This is a genomic window from Pseudomonas fluorescens (genome assembly GCF_005938625.1).
Classification (GTDB): Bacteria; Pseudomonadota; Gammaproteobacteria; order Pseudomonadales; family Pseudomonadaceae; genus Aquipseudomonas; species Aquipseudomonas fluorescens_BD.
In genome coordinates this window covers 16,563-31,851 of sequence record NZ_VCNJ01000017.1, presented here as the reverse complement: position 1 = coordinate 31,851, position 15,289 = coordinate 16,563, and the positions used below count along the sequence as shown (strand labels likewise).

Sequence of the window (15,289 nt, the reverse complement as noted above, 5' to 3'; positions counted from 1 at the left end):
TTCAACTATCAGGAGTGCCCATGACAAACAACGCCCCGATCATCCCGCCCATTGGGCGGACTGAACCGATCCGAATCGATAACCTGTTGGTCAACTTCACAACAGAGTTCATGCGCATCTGGGATACCGACGGTGTGTCGGCCAAACCTGCGTCGTTCTGGCGCCCGACGCCGGCTCCCGACGCGCTGCCCGGTTACTTCCCCTTGGGCGATGTCGTCACCAGAGGCCTGGGCAACATCAACGGCGAACGAGTAGTGGCGGTGGCTTGCGAAGCAGACATTGCCAGCATTGATCCCACCAAAGGCAGGGCACTGCGTCGTCCCAATGATTACGAGCTGGTCTGGAAGGATTCCGGGTCAGGTTCAAAAAGAGATCTGTCGATCTGGCGACCTCTGCCTCCCGCAGGCTACGTGGCGCTGGGGTCGGTGTGCTCGAGGGATCATGAAAAACCGTCGCTCAATGCGGTCCGCTGCGTTCGCGCAGATCTGGTGATCGCGTCGAATACCACCGATCTGATCTGGGACGACAAAGGCAGCAAGGCCCGACAGCGCGTCAGCACCTGGAGCGCCGTTCCTCCAGCCGCTTTACCTGGCGAGGTTTACTTGGCGTCGGGCAGTTTCTTCAGCTTGAGTGACTACACCAGACCGGCCAGTTTCCCGGCCTACAGCTTGCGCCTGCAGATTGGCCTGCAGCTGTACACGCGCCCATCGCCACCCGTGCTGTGCGGGGAAACGCCGACATCTGTCGAGCCAACGGACGATCCGTCTTACACCGCCAGTCTCCCCTGGTTCACGGTAAAGGATCCGCGCTACACCGCCGCTGAACAATTACGTCACTCGCCCTTCTATATGCTGGAACGCAAGGATCAGTACATCCTGGTCGGTCATGCACGCAATAGTGGCAACGACAGCCAGATATTCAGATGGACAGCGCCTCGCGCTCAGCGAACGCCAGGCTTGAGAACATTCACCCAGACTACTTCCGTCGAGTTCGGTGCCCAATGGCAAACCAATCAGCCCAACGCGCCAATGTTTTCTGCGCGGCTGGGCCATGATTTCACCCAATGCGAAATACATTCGAATGAATGGCTCAATACGGCGGTGATCGAAGTGGTTGCGATCGTGGACAAAAACAGGTCCGTCGCAGCCTATCTGGTGCAGAGCGACTACAGATTGGTGCGCGCAGACGGCACGTCAGTGACGGAGGGTTTCAGCTACACCAATGGCAGTAGTTTGCACATCAGCCAGTACGCGCCAGCGGAAGCTGAGGTCATTGTCGTTCCTGCGCCGGAGCCCGCCGTGGAACCGTCTGCGCAGACGTCTGTGGCCGATGACGAAATCAGCGCAGCGCTGGCGGAGCCCGAGTTGTCACTGGCTACAGATACCGCCCCATGATCTCGTCGACCACACCTTCTTTGCGCAACTGATCCAGTGCGGCCTGAAGCTTGGCGACCATTTCGTCGGAGACATCCTTGTTCAGCGCCAGATACAGTTCTGCGCTATTGAAGCGCAACACGGTCTTGAGACCGGTGACACCATCCTGCCGCGCCAGATAGCGCCCGGCAGGATCACCGGTGGCCCAAAGGTCGATCTGACCATTGACCAGTTTCTTCGCATTGTCCTGATCGCGCAGTACTACGATCGGCTTCAGGCCTTGTTTGGCCAATGTCTCGGCAATCGCATCGCCCTTGTAGGCGCCGATCTTGTACTTGCGTGCGTCGTCGAGAGTTTCGAGGGTGATCTTGCTGTCAGCCTTGGCCAGCATGATCCAGTCGTCCGGACCGATCGGGCCGACCCATTTGAAAAGCTTTTCACGGTCCGGCAGGCGCGCCATCACAAAGGCGCCATAACCGGGATTTTCCAACGCCAGTTTGTAGACTCGTTCCCAGGGAAACCGCAGGGTCAGGCTGTAAGTAATGCCGGCACGCTGAAAAACTTCGCGCACGATATCGGTAGCGATGCCGTTGATGTTCTCGCCCTGGGCGAAATTCTTGCCGTTCTTTGCCATGTTGTATGGCGGGAAATTTTCGGTGAGCAGCACCAGATCGGTGTCGGGACTGTTTTCCGCCCGGGCAGTATTGATGAGCAACATCGAGGCGCTGGCGAGAACAAGAAGCAGGCGTTTGATCATGTCGGGCTACCGAAATCCATGGCGTGCCCAAGAGTGCCTTGGGTGCGCCATGCTGTCCACTGGCCTGTATGGTTTTCGACCCTGACTCCATTAAAAAATCAGCACCTGCTGGAGGCGCAAAAAAAAGAGCATGCGAAAGAGCAGTTTTCCGTCATATCAGCGATTCCTGCAGCATTCACCAACCCACTATTGACTTGCAGATAACAGCACTCACAACAAGTCACATTAGCCATGTACACACCGAACAGCACAACAAACTAAACTCACCAGCCAAATACAGTTAATCCATTAATTCCTAAAATACGATCAAGGATTGATCATGACTAATAAAGTCCGAATATTTTTTGCGTGCTCTGCAATAGCACTGACACTTCCCTTAACCTCCTGCGCAGGCACTACAGCCGAATCCCCGGAAGCCATTCTGCTAAGTAATGCGGGCGGCGACTTTAATCACTGGAACGGCGTTGGCAAGATTTTCAAAGACGACAGGCCTTATTGCAGCGCATTCCTGCTCGATACTCGTGAAATCGGTAAAGAAGCAAACGGACCTGCTTACATAATGACCAATGCGCACTGCACTTCCATCAGAGTCGGCACAATCGCTGACATTGCGTATCGAGGTCAGATGCAATTCAATTTTTTCCATGACACGCGCGCAGGTGCCAAGCGTTATGACATCGACAAGGTCAACTGGGCCAGTTTCGCCAGTACGGATATCGCGATCCTGCAATTAGGCACCTCACTGGACAACTTGCTAAAGGACGGAATAACCCCACTCAAGCTCGCAGCAGCCGCGCCAAGCAACGTCAGTCAGGTGAACCTGATCAGCGCGCCGGCCACTGCAGCCGGCCTGAGGCTTTCGACCTGTACCCAGGAGCCGACCCACACCACCCTGATCAAATATTTGAACGTTCACACCAATTACCAGAAGCAAAACTGCAAAGGTATTGAGCCTGGCTCATCCGGCGCCCCGGTGATCGATGTTACAACGGGAGAAGTCACCGGCATATTATCCGGCACTACTTACGGTATCGCTTCAGATGACTTGTGTTTCTGGCATGGCTTGTGTGGCAATAACAAGAAAAAATCTCTGCTGCCGCATCAGGCAAGCCAGAGTTTTCCTGTCGACTATCTGAGCACTTGTTTCACCAATGGAAAATTCAACCTCGGCGCAGAAAACTGCGCACTCAGTGCACACTCAAACTTTCAGTTCAGATTGAATTCGCGAGCCATTACAGATATCGGACTGCACAAAGCCGCCACCAGCACCCACCAACTAACGCCAAAGTGGGACATCGCCTTTTCGATGAGTACCGAGTTCTATCGTTTCAAGACTGTTCGTGATGCGCAGGCTTGTTATTCACCTGACAAATACAGCGATCGAATCAACACCACTAACGCAAAAGTGCAATCAGCAATTGGCCGAGAAGCGGGCCTGCATTATTTGTGTTTGATCGGTGCGAACTCAATCGATCAACAAACCGATAGCGGATACCTTGGAAATGCCCAAATCCTCGCCGCAAGAGTTGTAACTCCCGTTCTGGTGCAATTACCAGCGCCGACGCTCACCGTTGAGCCTGACGGAGATTATCTTTTTATCAAGTACCGAGAAGAGGCGGATCGCAATCTCTGGACCCAGATCTACACAGGCCCTGTAGAAGAAACGAATTGCTCCGAGATCAATCCTGAGCGCTACAGCAAAGTCGACGATGGATTTTACACCCCCATCAAGGCTCTGCCACTGACGCTATGCAGTTTCACGATGGATCGAAACCTGAGTGTCTCAGAGGTTCGGGTTGATCAGTTGCGCCCTGCGCAATCCCGGACAGCAGAATAAGCCAAGCGGCGAGTTTCGCTCGAGACGAAACCCGCTACTTTGTCGGTGGCGATTTAACGCATCACAATCCCGCGATGCGCCATATAGGCCTTGGCTTCCTGCACGGTGTATTCGCCGAAGTGGAAAATACTCGCCGCCAACACAGCGCTGGCGTGGCCTTCGAGAATGCCGTCAGCCAAGTGCTGCAAGTTGCCGACGCCACCGGAAGCGATCACCGGAATGCCCAGCGCATCGCTGATCGCGCGGGTCACGCCGAGGTCGAAGCCGTTTTTCATGCCATCCTGATCCATGCTGGTCAGCAGGATCTCGCCGGCACCGAGGCCTTCCATTTTTTTCGCCCACTCGACCGCGTCGAGGCCGGTTGGCTTGCGCCCGCCGTGGGTGAAGATTTCCCAACGCGGGGTTTCGCCCGGGCCGGAAACCTTCTTGGCGTCGATGGCGACGACGATGCACTGCGAACCGAAATGCTGAGCCGCTTCGCCAACGAACTCCGGGTTGAACACGGCAGCGGTGTTGATTGACACCTTGTCCGCACCGGCATTCAGCAGATTGCGAATGTCCTGCACGGTACGCACGCCACCGCCGACGGTCAGCGGAATGAACACCTGGCTGGCCATGCGCTCGACGGTGTGCAGCGTGGTGTCACGGCCATCGACGCTGGCGGTGATGTCGAGAAAAGTAATCTCGTCGGCACCCTGCTCGTCATAGCGACGGGCGATTTCCACCGGGTCACCGGCGTCGCGGATGTTCTCGAACTTCACACCTTTGACGACCCGGCCGTTATCCACGTCCAGGCAAGGGATGATGCGTTTGGCCAGAGCCATGCTTAATCTCCGATTAAGAGTTGCAAGCTTCAAGCTTCAAGCTGCAAGAAAGAGCGGACGCGGTCGCGCTTCTAACTTGCAGCTCGCAGCTTACAGCTTGGAGCTGGTCGCGTAGCTATCGCAGAAAGCCTGAGCTTCTGCCACATCCAGTGTGCCCTCATAAATCGCGCGGCCCGTGATGGCGCCGATGATGCCCGGCGCCTTGGCGTCGAGCAGCGACTTGATGTCACCGAGATTGTGGATGCCGCCGGAGGCGATTACCGGGATCTTGGTGGCCGCGGCCAGGGCAGCGGTGAACGGCACGTTGCAGCCCTGCATCATGCCGTCTTTGGCGATGTCGGTATAAACGATCGAGGAGACGCCGTCGGCTTCAAACTGCTTGGCCAGATCAATGACTTGCACGGTGCTGATTTCAGCCCAGCCATCGGTCGCAACAAAACCGTCTTTGGCATCCAGACCGACGATGATCTTGCCCGGAAACGCGCGGCAGGCTTCAGCGACGAATGCAGGATCTTTAACGGCTTTGGTGCCGATGATCACGTAGCTCACGCCAGCCTTGACGTAGTGTTCGATAGTTTCCAGCGAACGGATGCCGCCGCCGATCTGGATCGGCAGGGTCGGGTAGCGTTTGGCGATTGCGGTGACCACTTCGCCGTTGACTGGCTGGCCTTCGAAAGCGCCGTTCAGATCGACCAGATGCAGACGGCGGCAACCGCCCTCCACCCACTTGGCAGCCATGCTCACCGGGTCATCGGAGAACACCGTGGAATCTTCCATGCGGCCCTGGCGCAGACGTACGCAGGCACCGTCTTTAAGATCGATAGCGGGAATAATCAGCATGCTTTTTCCTTCGTCAAAAGAGCGGCAAGCTGCAAGCGACTAGCTGCGAGCATGCGGTGTACCAGTTCTTGCAGCTTGAAGCTTGCGGCTTGCAGCTGCTCCTAATTTTTTTCGAGCGCCCACAGGTCGCTTTCGATGCTTTCAAACCGCTCTTTCAGGTGGGTCTGCACATCGAAAATCGCCCTGTTGTAATAGTGCGGAGCAATTTCGCGGGTAAACAGCTCAAGAATTTCCCCCGCTTCGAACGATCCCAGATCGAGCTCGAAACGGTCTTCCATGAACCGCTGAATCTTGCGATTGGCCTCGTTCTCCTGTTCGGGAGTGAGGGTCAAGATCGGCGGCTTGGACTTCTTGGCAGCCATTTACCAGCGACCGTCCCACGCGGCGAAGTTCTGCAGCAATTGCAGGCCATGGGTATGGCTCTTCTCCGGGTGGAACTGCACGGCGAAACGCGAGCCATCGGCCAGCGCTGCAGCGAAATCGACGCCGTAATGACCGCCACCGACCACTTGCCGCGCGTTAGCGGCAGCGATGTAGTAGCTGTGCACGAAGTAGAAACGCGCCATGTCCGGAATGTCATGCCACAGCGGGTGGCTGACCTTCTGCTTAACCTCGTTCCAGCCCATGTGAGGGACTTTCAGGTGTTCGCCGTCTTCATGCAGGTCTTTACCGAAGAACTTCACCGCACCCGGGAACAGGCCGATGCAGTCGACGCCGTCATTCTCTTCGCTGGTGTCGAGCAACGCTTGCATGCCGACACAGATACCGAGGAACGGACGATCCTGGCTGACTTCACGCACCAGCGAATCGAAACCGAGGCGACGGATCTCCGCCATGCAGTCGCGGATCGCGCCAACACCGGGGAACACCACGCGGTCAGCTTCGCGAATCACCGCAGCATCGCTGGTGATCAGCACTTTACCGGCGCCGACGTGCTCCAGAGCCTTGGCCACCGAGTGCAGGTTACCCATGCCGTAATCGATAACTGCAACCGTCTGCATTACAGAACGCCTTTGGTCGATGGCATTTGCCCGGCCATGCGCTCATCCAGCTCGACGGCCATGCGCAGCGCGCGGCCGAAAGCCTTGAACACGGTTTCGATCTGGTGGTGAGTGTTGGTGCCACGCAGGTTGTCGATGTGCATGCTGACCAGCGCATGGTTGACGAAGCCCTGGAAAAATTCCTGGAACAGGTCAACGTCGAAACCGCCGACGGTGGCGCGGGTGTAAGGCACGTGCATCTGCAGGCCTGGACGACCGGAGAAATCGATCACCACACGCGACAGCGCTTCATCGAGCGGCACGTAGGCGTGACCGTAGCGACGGATGCCTTTTTTATCGCCGATGGCTTTGGCAAATGCCTGGCCGAGAGTGATACCGACGTCTTCCACCGTATGGTGGTCGTCGATATGCAGATCGCCCTTGCATTCGATATCCAGGTCGATCAACCCGTGACGGGCAATCTGATCCAGCATGTGCTCAAGAAAAGGAACACCGATATCGAATCGGGCCTTTCCGGTGCCATCAAGGTTGATCGAGGCTTTGATCTGGGTTTCCAGAGTGTCGCGCTCGACAGAAGCCTTACGTTCGGCCATCACCAGCTCCGCAAAATCATTGGGCGAAAAAGGCAGCCATTATAGGCACGCGGGGCCGAAACAGAAACACGAGAGGTGAGATGGCTGACGGATAGACCCCCCGGCTGTCGCGGGTAGACATGTCCATACAAGCCATTACAGGCACGCCAAAAACAAATATGGGAGCGAGCTTGCTCGCGAATGCGGTAGTTCAGCCAACACTGATGTCGACTGACACTGCGCCTTCGCGAGCAAGCTCGCTCCCACAGGTTCGGTGTTTATCCAGCTAACACCTTAGTGAAACAGTACCGCCGTCTTCTGCAGGGTCACCCACACACCCCACGCCAACGGAATACCCACCGCCAACCAGGCGGCGATTGCCAGCGGCTTGCTGCCCGGCGCGGCTTTCCACTCCAGAACGGTGCTGGCGTCAGCACCTTTGTCGTGACCCAGTGCCTGTTCGGCAGCCAGTTCAGCGTCGGACATGAAGTACTTGTCAGCCACCGGACGCACCATCAGGTTGCACAGGAAGCCCAACACCAGCAGACCGGCGAGGATGTACAAGGTGATGTCGTAAGCGGCAGCGCGTTCGACACCGATGCTCAACTGATATTCACGCAAGTAGTTCACCAGCACCGGGCCGAGCACGCCAGCGGCAGCCCAAGCGGTCAACAGACGACCGTGGATCGCGCCGACCATTTGCGTACCGAACAGGTCAGCCAGATAAGCCGGAACAGTGGCGAAACCGCCGCCGTACATCGACAGAATGATGCAGAACGCCGCCACGAACAGCGCAACGTTGCCGAGGTGACCCATGTTCGGAATCAGCGCGTACAGGGCAAAACCCAGGGCGAAGAACACGAAGTAGGTGTTTTTGCGGCCCAGGTAGTCCGAGAACGAGGCCCAGAAGAAGCGACCACCGATGTTGAACAGGCTCAGCAGACCGGTGAAGCCTGCTGCGATCGCAGCGATCGAAGCCAGTTGCCCGGCGTCCAGTTGACCGAACGGCACATCAACACCCAGCAATTTGCCGCCGAACACTTCCTGCAGCAGTGGCGAAGCCATGCCGAGGATGCCGATACCGGCGGATACGTTCAGGCACAGCACCAGCCAGACCAGACGGAATTGCGGGGTTTTCCACGCCACATTCACGTGCACGTGGCGATTGGTGATCATCGCGTTTGCGGCTTTCTTCGCCGGCGCGGTCCAGCCTTCAGGTTTCCAGCCGGTTGGCGGCACGCGGTAAGCCAGAGCGCCGCCGATCATGAATACAAAGTAGATAGCAGCCATGGCCACGAAACTCTGCCAGACGCCGACACCTTCAGCCGAGCCGAAGTGGCTCATCAGTGCGGTTGCCAGCGGTGCACCGACCATCGCGCCACCACCGAAGCCCATGATTGCCATGCCGGTCGCCATGCCGCGCTTGTCCGGGAACCACTTGATCAGGGTCGAGACCGGCGAGATATAGCCCAAGCCGAGACCAATACCACCGATCACGCCGGAGCCGATCCACATCAGCCAGATCTGGTGGGTATAAATACCCAGCGCCGAGATCAGCAGACCGCCGCACCAGCACAATGCCGATACCACGCCAGCCTTGCGCGGACCTGCGTGCTCCAGCCAGCCACCCCAGATCGCTGCCGAGCAGCCGAGGAAGATGAAGAACAGCGTGTAGATCCAGCCGAGCATCGAGATCGGCCAGTCGCATTGCGACGAGAACACTTGTGCGATGAAGCTCATGTCCGGTGCGCAAGCCACCGGAGCAGTAACACCCAGCGCCTTGGACAGCGGCAACCAGAACACCGAGAAGCCATAGGCCATGCCGATGCACAGGTGGATGGCCAGAGCGGCCGGTGGAACCAGCCAACGGTTGAAACCGGGCTTGGCGATGATGCGTTCCTTGGACAGGAACGCGGGCTGATCGGCTTTGAGGCCGTCCGCCGTGATGCTCGTGCTCATTGTGTATCCCCCAATTATTAGTATGGTTCGCCAGCCACTGTTCACCCCCGGCCTTTATGCACGCAGGCATGACCGTTTTTTGGGTGAAGCTCCTTGAAGGCGCGACGTTAAGTCGCAGAAGGACGGACGAACCGGCGAAGGTTACCATTTGCACGTGACAGAAAAACCAAACTGATATCACCTTTTTTATGTCATCTGTTCTCGTATCACTCAGGAAAGCGCCATGCCGATCATTGTCCAAGCCCTGAAAGACGTCAGTTTTCAGGATCAGCAGGATTTGCAGAAGATTTATCGCGATGCACCGGAATGGCTGTTCGCGCCGTTTTCCGGGGAGACCAGCCTGATCGACAGCGCCCTCGCGGACGGGACTTTCATCGCCGGGCGCTTCAACGACCGCTTGCTCGGTGCTGGTCGCCTGCAAAGGCACCAGGACGTTTGGTATTTGTCCCATTTATGCGTACGAAAAGTTACCCGACGCCGTGGGGTTGCCGAGCGGCTGGTGAACCAAGCGCAGAAAATGGCGTCGCAAGCGGGGGCGGAACTGCGCCTGCTGGCTCCTGTCGGGCATATTGAATTTGAGACACTCGCCGCCAGGTTGCAGGTACCGCTAGACGTCCTGGCAACATGACGCCTCAGCGAATCGGACGGTTGCAGCGCTATACTCCCCGGCTAAATTACGAATTCGACTAACTACAAGGACTCGCCCATGAAAGCGTTCGGCAAAATCCTGGGTCTGGTACTTCTCGGGCTGTTGCTGATCATTGTGGCGGCAGGCTTTGCCCTGACCCACCTCTTCGATCCCAACGACTACAAAGACGAGATCCGCCAGATAGCCCGCGACAAGGCCCACATCGAGCTGACGCTCAATGGCGATATCGGCTGGAGCCTGTTCCCGTGGCTTGGCCTTGAATTGCACGAGGCCAGCGTCGCCACCCTGGTCAAACCTGCCGAACCGTTTGCCGATCTGCAGATGCTCGGCCTGTCCGTGCGCGTGCTGCCGCTGCTGCGCCGTGAAGTGCAAATGAGCGACGTGCGCGTCGAAGGTCTGAATCTGCGCCTGAACCGCGACAAGGACGGCCACGGCAACTGGGAAGACATCGGCAAGGTGCCCGTCCCCGCCGGAGCAACGCCGCCAGCCGGTACTGCAGGCCAACCGGCCAGCGAAGCCCCTGTAGCGGTGAAAAAACCGCCGCAGCCGATTCGCCTCGACATCGACAGCCTGACCGTCAACAACGCCCGCGTTGAATACAACGACGAGAAGACCGGCAAGCAATTCAGTGCCGAGAGCATTCAGTTGAGCACGGGGCCGGTACACGATTCGACCAATATCCCGGTGAAAGCCACGGCATTCCTCGGCACCAATCAGCCGGTTCTGCGCGTGCGTACCGAGCTTACTGGCGAGCTGCGTATCGAACGCGCCCTGCAACGCTACAAGTTTGAAGACCTGAAGCTTTCCGGCGAGCTGGCCGGCGATCCGTTGCAAGGCAAAACCATGACATTCGCGGCTCAGGGCCAGTTATCGCTGGACAAAGCCGCGAACGTCGCCGAATGGACCGGTATCAAGATCTCTGCAAACCAGTTGCGCGCCTTGGGTGAGCTGAAAGCCAATGACCTCGACAAGACCCCGCAGATCACTGGCGGCCTCTCCATTGCCCAATTCGACCTGGCGAAATTCGTCGACAGCATCGGTCAGAAACTGCCGGCCATGGCCGAAGGCAGTCTGAGCAAGGTCGAACTGGTCAGCCGCGTGGCAGCCACGCCAACCAGCGTCGCCTTCGACAACATCAACCTGAAACTCGACGACAGCAGCTTCAGCGGCCGTATCGCCGTCGAAGACTTCGCCAAGCAATCGTTGCGGGCGACCCTCAAGGCCGATACGTTCAACGCTGACCGTTATCTGCCACCAAAATCGGAAAAAGCCGCCAACGCCACACAAACGCGCCAGGCCGAAGTTGCCAGCACTGAAGCCGATGCCATGGCCGGCGCGGGCTCAACGCCTCTGCCGGACAAACCGAGCAAAACCGCCTGGAGTACCGAGCGCCTGTTGCCGGTTGAACGCCTGGCCAAACTCGACGTCGATGCCGATCTGACCTTCGGCCAACTAACCCTCGACAAACTGCCGATCCAGAACGCCGCACTGAAAGCCACCGGCCAGGGCGGCTTGCTGACCCTGACCAACCTGAGCGGTGAGTTGTACAACGGCGGTTTCGCCGCCAACGGGACTCTCGATGTACGCCCGAGCGCGCCTGTGCTGAACCTGCAGACCAAGCTAAATCGCGTGCCTGTAGAAAAAATCCTCGAAAGCCAAGGCAAGAACCCGCCCGTCAAAGGTCTGGTGACCCTCACCAGCAATGTCACTGGCAGCGGCAACAGCCAACAGGCACTGATCGATACGCTTAACGGCAACGCCAGTTTTGTGATCAACAATGGCGTGCTGCTCAACGCCAACCTTGAGCAGCAACTGTGCAAAGGTATCGCCACGCTCAACCGCAAAACCCTCAGCGGCGAACCACGCGGCAAAGACACGCCATTCCAGGAACTCAAGGGCAACCTGACTTTCCGCAACGGCATTGCCAGCAATCCGGACCTGAAAGTGCGCATCCCCGGCATGACCGTCAACGGTGACGGCGATATCGACCTGCGCGTGCTCGGCATGGACTATCGCGTTGGCATCATCGTCGAAGGCGACACCAGCGCCATGCCGGATCCTGCCTGTCAGGTCGGCGAAAAATTCGTCGGCATCGAGTGGCCGCTGCGCTGCCGTGGCCCGCTGGAGCTGGGCGCCAAGGCCTGCCGCGTCGACAACGATCGCCTCGGTCAGGTCGCGACCAAACTGGCTGGCGACAAGCTCAGTGAGAAGATCGACGAGAAACTCGGTGACAAGGTCAGCCCGGAATTGAAAAACGCATTGAAGGGGCTGTTCAAGCGATGAGAGCGGAGCAATTTTCCACGGCGGTGCTGGATTGGTTCGACCGCCACGGCCGCCACGATCTGCCTTGGCAGCAGGACATCAACCCGTATCGGGTGTGGGTGTCGGAGATCATGTTGCAGCAGACCCAGGTCAGCACCGTGCTCAACTATTTCGACCGTTTCATGGCCGCGTTGCCGACGGTCGAAGCGCTGGCCGCGGCGCCAGAAGACGAAGTTCTGCACCTGTGGACGGGGCTGGGTTACTACACCCGCGCGCGCAATTTGCAGAAGACTGCGAAGATCGTCGTCAGCCAGTACGGTGGCGAGTTTCCGCGTGACGTTGAGAAGCTTACGGATCTGCCGGGCATTGGTCTGTCCACTGCCGGCGCCATCGCGAGCATCAGCATGGGCCTGCGCGCGCCGATTCTCGACGGCAACGTCAAACGCGTGCTCGCGCGCTTTACCGCGCAAGAGGGCTACCCCGGCGAGCCGAAGGTCGCCAAACAGCTGTGGGCCAACGCTGAGCGCTTTACGCCACACGACAGGGTAAACGCCTACACCCAGGCGATGATGGATCTCGGCGCCACGCTGTGTACGCGCAGCAAGCCGAGTTGCCTGCTGTGTCCGCTGGAGCGTGGTTGTGAAGCGCACATGCTCGGCCTCGAAACCCGCTACCCGATCCCAAAGCCGCGCAAAGCTATCCCGCAGAAGCGCACGCTGATGCCGATGCTCGCCAACGGCGACGGCGCAATTCTGCTTTACCGTCGCCCTTCCAGCGGTTTGTGGGGCGGTCTGTGGAGCCTGCCGGAACTCGATGACCTCGACGACCTGCAACATCTCGCCGCTCAGCATTCGCTGACCATGGGCGAGCAGCAGGCGCTGCCGAGCCTCGTCCACACGTTCAGCCATTTCCAGCTGTCCATCGAACCCTGGCTGGTTCAGGTGCAGGAGGCCGCCCATCACGTGGCCGAGGCCGACTGGCTCTGGTATAACCTCGCCACCCCGCCGCGCCTGGGCCTCGCCGCCCCGGTCAAAACCTTGCTCGAACGCGCGGCCGCCGTCTTGAACGCAGGAGAGTCGCCATGACCCGCACCGTAATGTGCCGTAAGTACAAAGAAGAACTGCCTGGCCTGGAACGCCCTCCTTACCCGGGCGCCAAAGGTCAGGACATTTTCGACCACGTCTCCGCCAAGGCCTGGGCCGACTGGCAGAAACACCAGACCCTGCTGATCAACGAAAAGCGTCTGAACATGATGAATGCCGAAGATCGCAAATTTCTTCAGGGCGAAATGGACAAGTACTTCTCCGGCGAGGAATACGCTCAAGCCGAAGGCTACGTTCCGCCTGCAGAGTAAACCCCGCAAAATCGGGGGTCGGATCGTAAGCGACGGAATTAATTTAAGAAATTTTAAAAAAGTCGTTGACGTAAATCCGAAAAACCCTTTTAATGCGCCCCGTTGCCCAGATAGCTCAGTCGGTAGAGCAGGGGATTGAAAATCCCCGTGTCGGCGGTTCGATTCCGTCTCTGGGCACCAAATACCGAAAACCCTGAATCGCAAGATTCAGGGTTTTTTTATGCCTGCGATTTGATAAGCCACACCTCACCTCCTCTTCCAGTGCTTTTGCTGGCCATTATTTTGATGTTAGGCTCCGTCAGCTTTTTCCGGCAGGTCATTATTGACTGCCCGAAATAATCGCCGGGCACTTCAGCCCTGACGATCAGCATTTAACGCATCACCCAATTACGCACCCAGCGCCCTCCAACATCGGAATCTACCGAGGTTATTGCAGGTACCCGGATAGTTGCGTCTGCGAGCAGGAACGCTCGCATAACTAACACCCATCAAAAAGTTGTCATGGAGGACAAGACCTCAGCGCAGGTCATCTGCTGTTGTTTCAACTGTCAGGCAAGCGACAGCAAACACCGACGAGGCATTCAACACTTGTTTGAACTGTCCCGTCACAGCGCCCTGTGCCCTCCCGAAAAAACCAGACCTGTATCAACTCGCCCACGTCCGGATCTGTGCGTGCGCTCTGGCACGCATTGCATCATCGAAACAGCCAACAGCTCCCACAAAAAATATAAGGGGAGCGGATACGACAGGGATGTAACCAATGACCGAAGTCCTACAACAAACCAATAAAACCGTTGAGTCTTTAGTTGAACAGGAAGTCAGAACTTTCAGTTTTGACACGCAACAAGCCAAGCTGCTGCACACCTTCTCTGAGGAACTGGCAGCCATGGGCGGGCCACAAGTCGCCGGTGCCAAGTCCAAGGCCTCGCTGGCAGCGACCGAGTTGAAGTTTTCGTTTTCCAAGGATCAATGCGAACTGCTTGGCGCGTACTCCGACGGCCTCGTTTCCCTGCTGATTTTTGAGGGCATGCAAACATTCACCGAATCCAGCCCACCGGAAGAACTTCCCGAGCTGGCCGCTCTGGAGAATCGTCACGACGTACTGTGTCTGGCGTCACGCAATCAGATTCTGTTGAAACTGGTGGATAACAGCTCCTTTGCCTACGACATGGACAACGAAGGCAAACTGGTCCGGCTCGTCGCTAACTTCAAGGGCGGCGGACTGACCAAAATCAATGATGAACCGGAAATCAAAGAGCTGAGTTCCCACTCCGGTCTCGCGCTCGGTCCGCACACCGAAGCGCCGTACTGGTGCGCCGTCAACGCGAAAGACGGGCACTCGCCCTCGCCTTCGTCGTTGATTCTATCGGCGCTGTGGAATCCAGGCCTGGAACCGACCTCGGTGATTCCGTTGCCACCTCTGCTGGACGAAATCGGCGTTACTGGATGCCTCGCACTCACAACGGGCAGCTTCCAGTTCACCCGCAGCGACTCTTTCGTCAACGGCAAAGGCGAAGACGGCCGCAATGTTTCGATTCTGGAGTTCGATGACAACGTCGGATTCGCCGCGCGATTCAACTCGTATCGTTTTTCGGTCAACGAAAACGCCTCGGACTTTGTAAAAGAGGCTTATTCCGCACTTTGCCAAAGCGTGGGTAAAGCAACACCGGTTCAATACACACTGACGCAAGAATCGGCCATGGTGATCAATAACGTCCGGGCCCTGCACTGTCGTGATGTCATCAAAGACAATCGACGTGTACTGGTGCGCATCTTCGGCCTGTCGAAGTTCTCGTCCCCGATCGTCATTTCAGACGATCCGCTGCTGATACAGGGCTGATATTCACTGCACGGCAAGGCT

At 57.6% G+C, this 15,289-nt stretch carries 14 protein-coding genes and 1 tRNA gene; 8 read left to right on the top strand and 7 right to left on the bottom strand.

Annotation, left to right across the window (positions count from 1 at the left end; genetic code table 11):
• Positions 1-20 precede the first annotated feature (20 nt).
• Entirely contained in the window at positions 21-1,394 is a 1,374-nt protein-coding gene (locus FGA82_RS11885; RefSeq protein WP_141127225.1) for a Vps62-related protein, read from the top strand.
• On the opposite strand, the gene FGA82_RS11880 is transcribed toward FGA82_RS11885, so the two are convergent.
• Positions 1,375-2,130: a substrate-binding periplasmic protein gene (locus FGA82_RS11880; RefSeq protein ID WP_141127224.1), complete on the bottom strand. Its 756-nt coding sequence runs from the start codon at positions 2,128-2,130 to the stop codon at positions 1,375-1,377. The two genes, FGA82_RS11885 and FGA82_RS11880, sit on opposite strands and share 20 nt — an antisense overlap.
• Before the next feature lie 319 nt (positions 2,131-2,449).
• Between FGA82_RS11880 and FGA82_RS11875 the strand changes: the two genes are divergently transcribed.
• A complete protein-coding gene (locus FGA82_RS11875; RefSeq protein WP_141127223.1) occupies positions 2,450-3,967 on the top strand; it encodes a trypsin-like serine peptidase in 1,518 nt (505 codons plus the stop codon).
• 53 nt (positions 3,968-4,020) lie between these two features.
• Here FGA82_RS11875 and hisF read toward each other — a convergent pair whose 3' ends face one another.
• The 6 genes from hisF to FGA82_RS11840 all read right to left on the bottom strand — a co-directional run bounded on the left by hisF (position 4,021) and on the right by FGA82_RS11840 (position 9,163).
• Positions 4,021-4,791, bottom strand: a complete 771-nt coding sequence (gene hisF / locus FGA82_RS11870; RefSeq protein WP_007897430.1) for an imidazole glycerol phosphate synthase subunit HisF — start codon at positions 4,789-4,791, stop codon at positions 4,021-4,023.
• Between the two features lie 90 nt (positions 4,792-4,881).
• The gene (gene hisA, locus FGA82_RS11865; protein ID WP_053116589.1) at positions 4,882-5,631 is read right to left on the bottom strand and encodes a 1-(5-phosphoribosyl)-5-[(5-phosphoribosylamino)methylideneamino]imidazole-4-carboxamide isomerase; all 750 of its coding nucleotides are present in this window, start codon (positions 5,629-5,631) and stop codon (positions 4,882-4,884) included.
• A gap of 101 nt (positions 5,632-5,732) precedes the next feature.
• Entirely contained in the window at positions 5,733-5,993 is a 261-nt protein-coding gene (locus FGA82_RS11860; protein WP_141127222.1) for a DUF2164 domain-containing protein, read from the bottom strand.
• Complete coding sequence (gene hisH, locus FGA82_RS11855) at positions 5,994-6,632, bottom strand: imidazole glycerol phosphate synthase subunit HisH (protein ID WP_007909206.1); 639 nt, start codon at positions 6,630-6,632, stop codon at positions 5,994-5,996.
• Positions 6,632-7,225, bottom strand: a complete 594-nt coding sequence (gene hisB, locus FGA82_RS11850) for an imidazoleglycerol-phosphate dehydratase HisB (RefSeq protein ID WP_042557195.1) — start codon at positions 7,223-7,225, stop codon at positions 6,632-6,634. Before hisB ends, hisH begins: the two co-directional genes overlap by 1 nt.
• Positions 7,226-7,498: 273 nt before the next feature.
• Positions 7,499-9,163 (bottom strand): OFA family MFS transporter, encoded by a 1,665-nt coding sequence (locus tag FGA82_RS11840; RefSeq protein WP_141127221.1) that lies wholly within the window; start codon positions 9,161-9,163, stop codon positions 7,499-7,501.
• 223 nt (positions 9,164-9,386) lie between these two features.
• Here FGA82_RS11840 and FGA82_RS11835 point away from each other — a divergent pair, with 223 nt between their 5' ends.
• The 6 genes from FGA82_RS11835 (at position 9,387) to FGA82_RS11810 (ending at position 15,268) form a co-directional block, all read left to right on the top strand.
• A complete protein-coding gene (locus FGA82_RS11835) occupies positions 9,387-9,791 on the top strand; it encodes an acetyl-CoA sensor PanZ family protein (RefSeq protein WP_141127220.1) in 405 nt (134 codons plus the stop codon).
• Between the two features lie 78 nt (positions 9,792-9,869).
• The gene (locus tag FGA82_RS11830) at positions 9,870-12,095 is read left to right on the top strand and encodes an AsmA family protein (protein ID WP_141127219.1); all 2,226 of its coding nucleotides are present in this window, start codon (positions 9,870-9,872) and stop codon (positions 12,093-12,095) included.
• On the top strand, positions 12,092-13,159 hold the full coding sequence (gene mutY, locus FGA82_RS11825; RefSeq protein WP_095120771.1) for an A/G-specific adenine glycosylase: 1,068 nt from the start codon (positions 12,092-12,094) through the stop codon (positions 13,157-13,159). Before FGA82_RS11830 ends, mutY begins: the two co-directional genes overlap by 4 nt.
• Complete coding sequence (locus FGA82_RS11820) at positions 13,156-13,428, top strand: oxidative damage protection protein (RefSeq protein ID WP_141127218.1); 273 nt, start codon at positions 13,156-13,158, stop codon at positions 13,426-13,428. The genes mutY and FGA82_RS11820 overlap by 4 nt, the downstream gene beginning before the upstream one ends.
• A 104-nt stretch (positions 13,429-13,532) precedes the next feature.
• A tRNA-Phe gene (locus FGA82_RS11815) sits at positions 13,533-13,608 on the top strand.
• Positions 13,609-14,188: 580 nt separating this feature from the next.
• Positions 14,189-15,268 (top strand): hypothetical protein, encoded by a 1,080-nt coding sequence (locus FGA82_RS11810; RefSeq protein ID WP_141127217.1) that lies wholly within the window; start codon positions 14,189-14,191, stop codon positions 15,266-15,268.
• Positions 15,269-15,289: the final 21 nt, after the last annotated feature.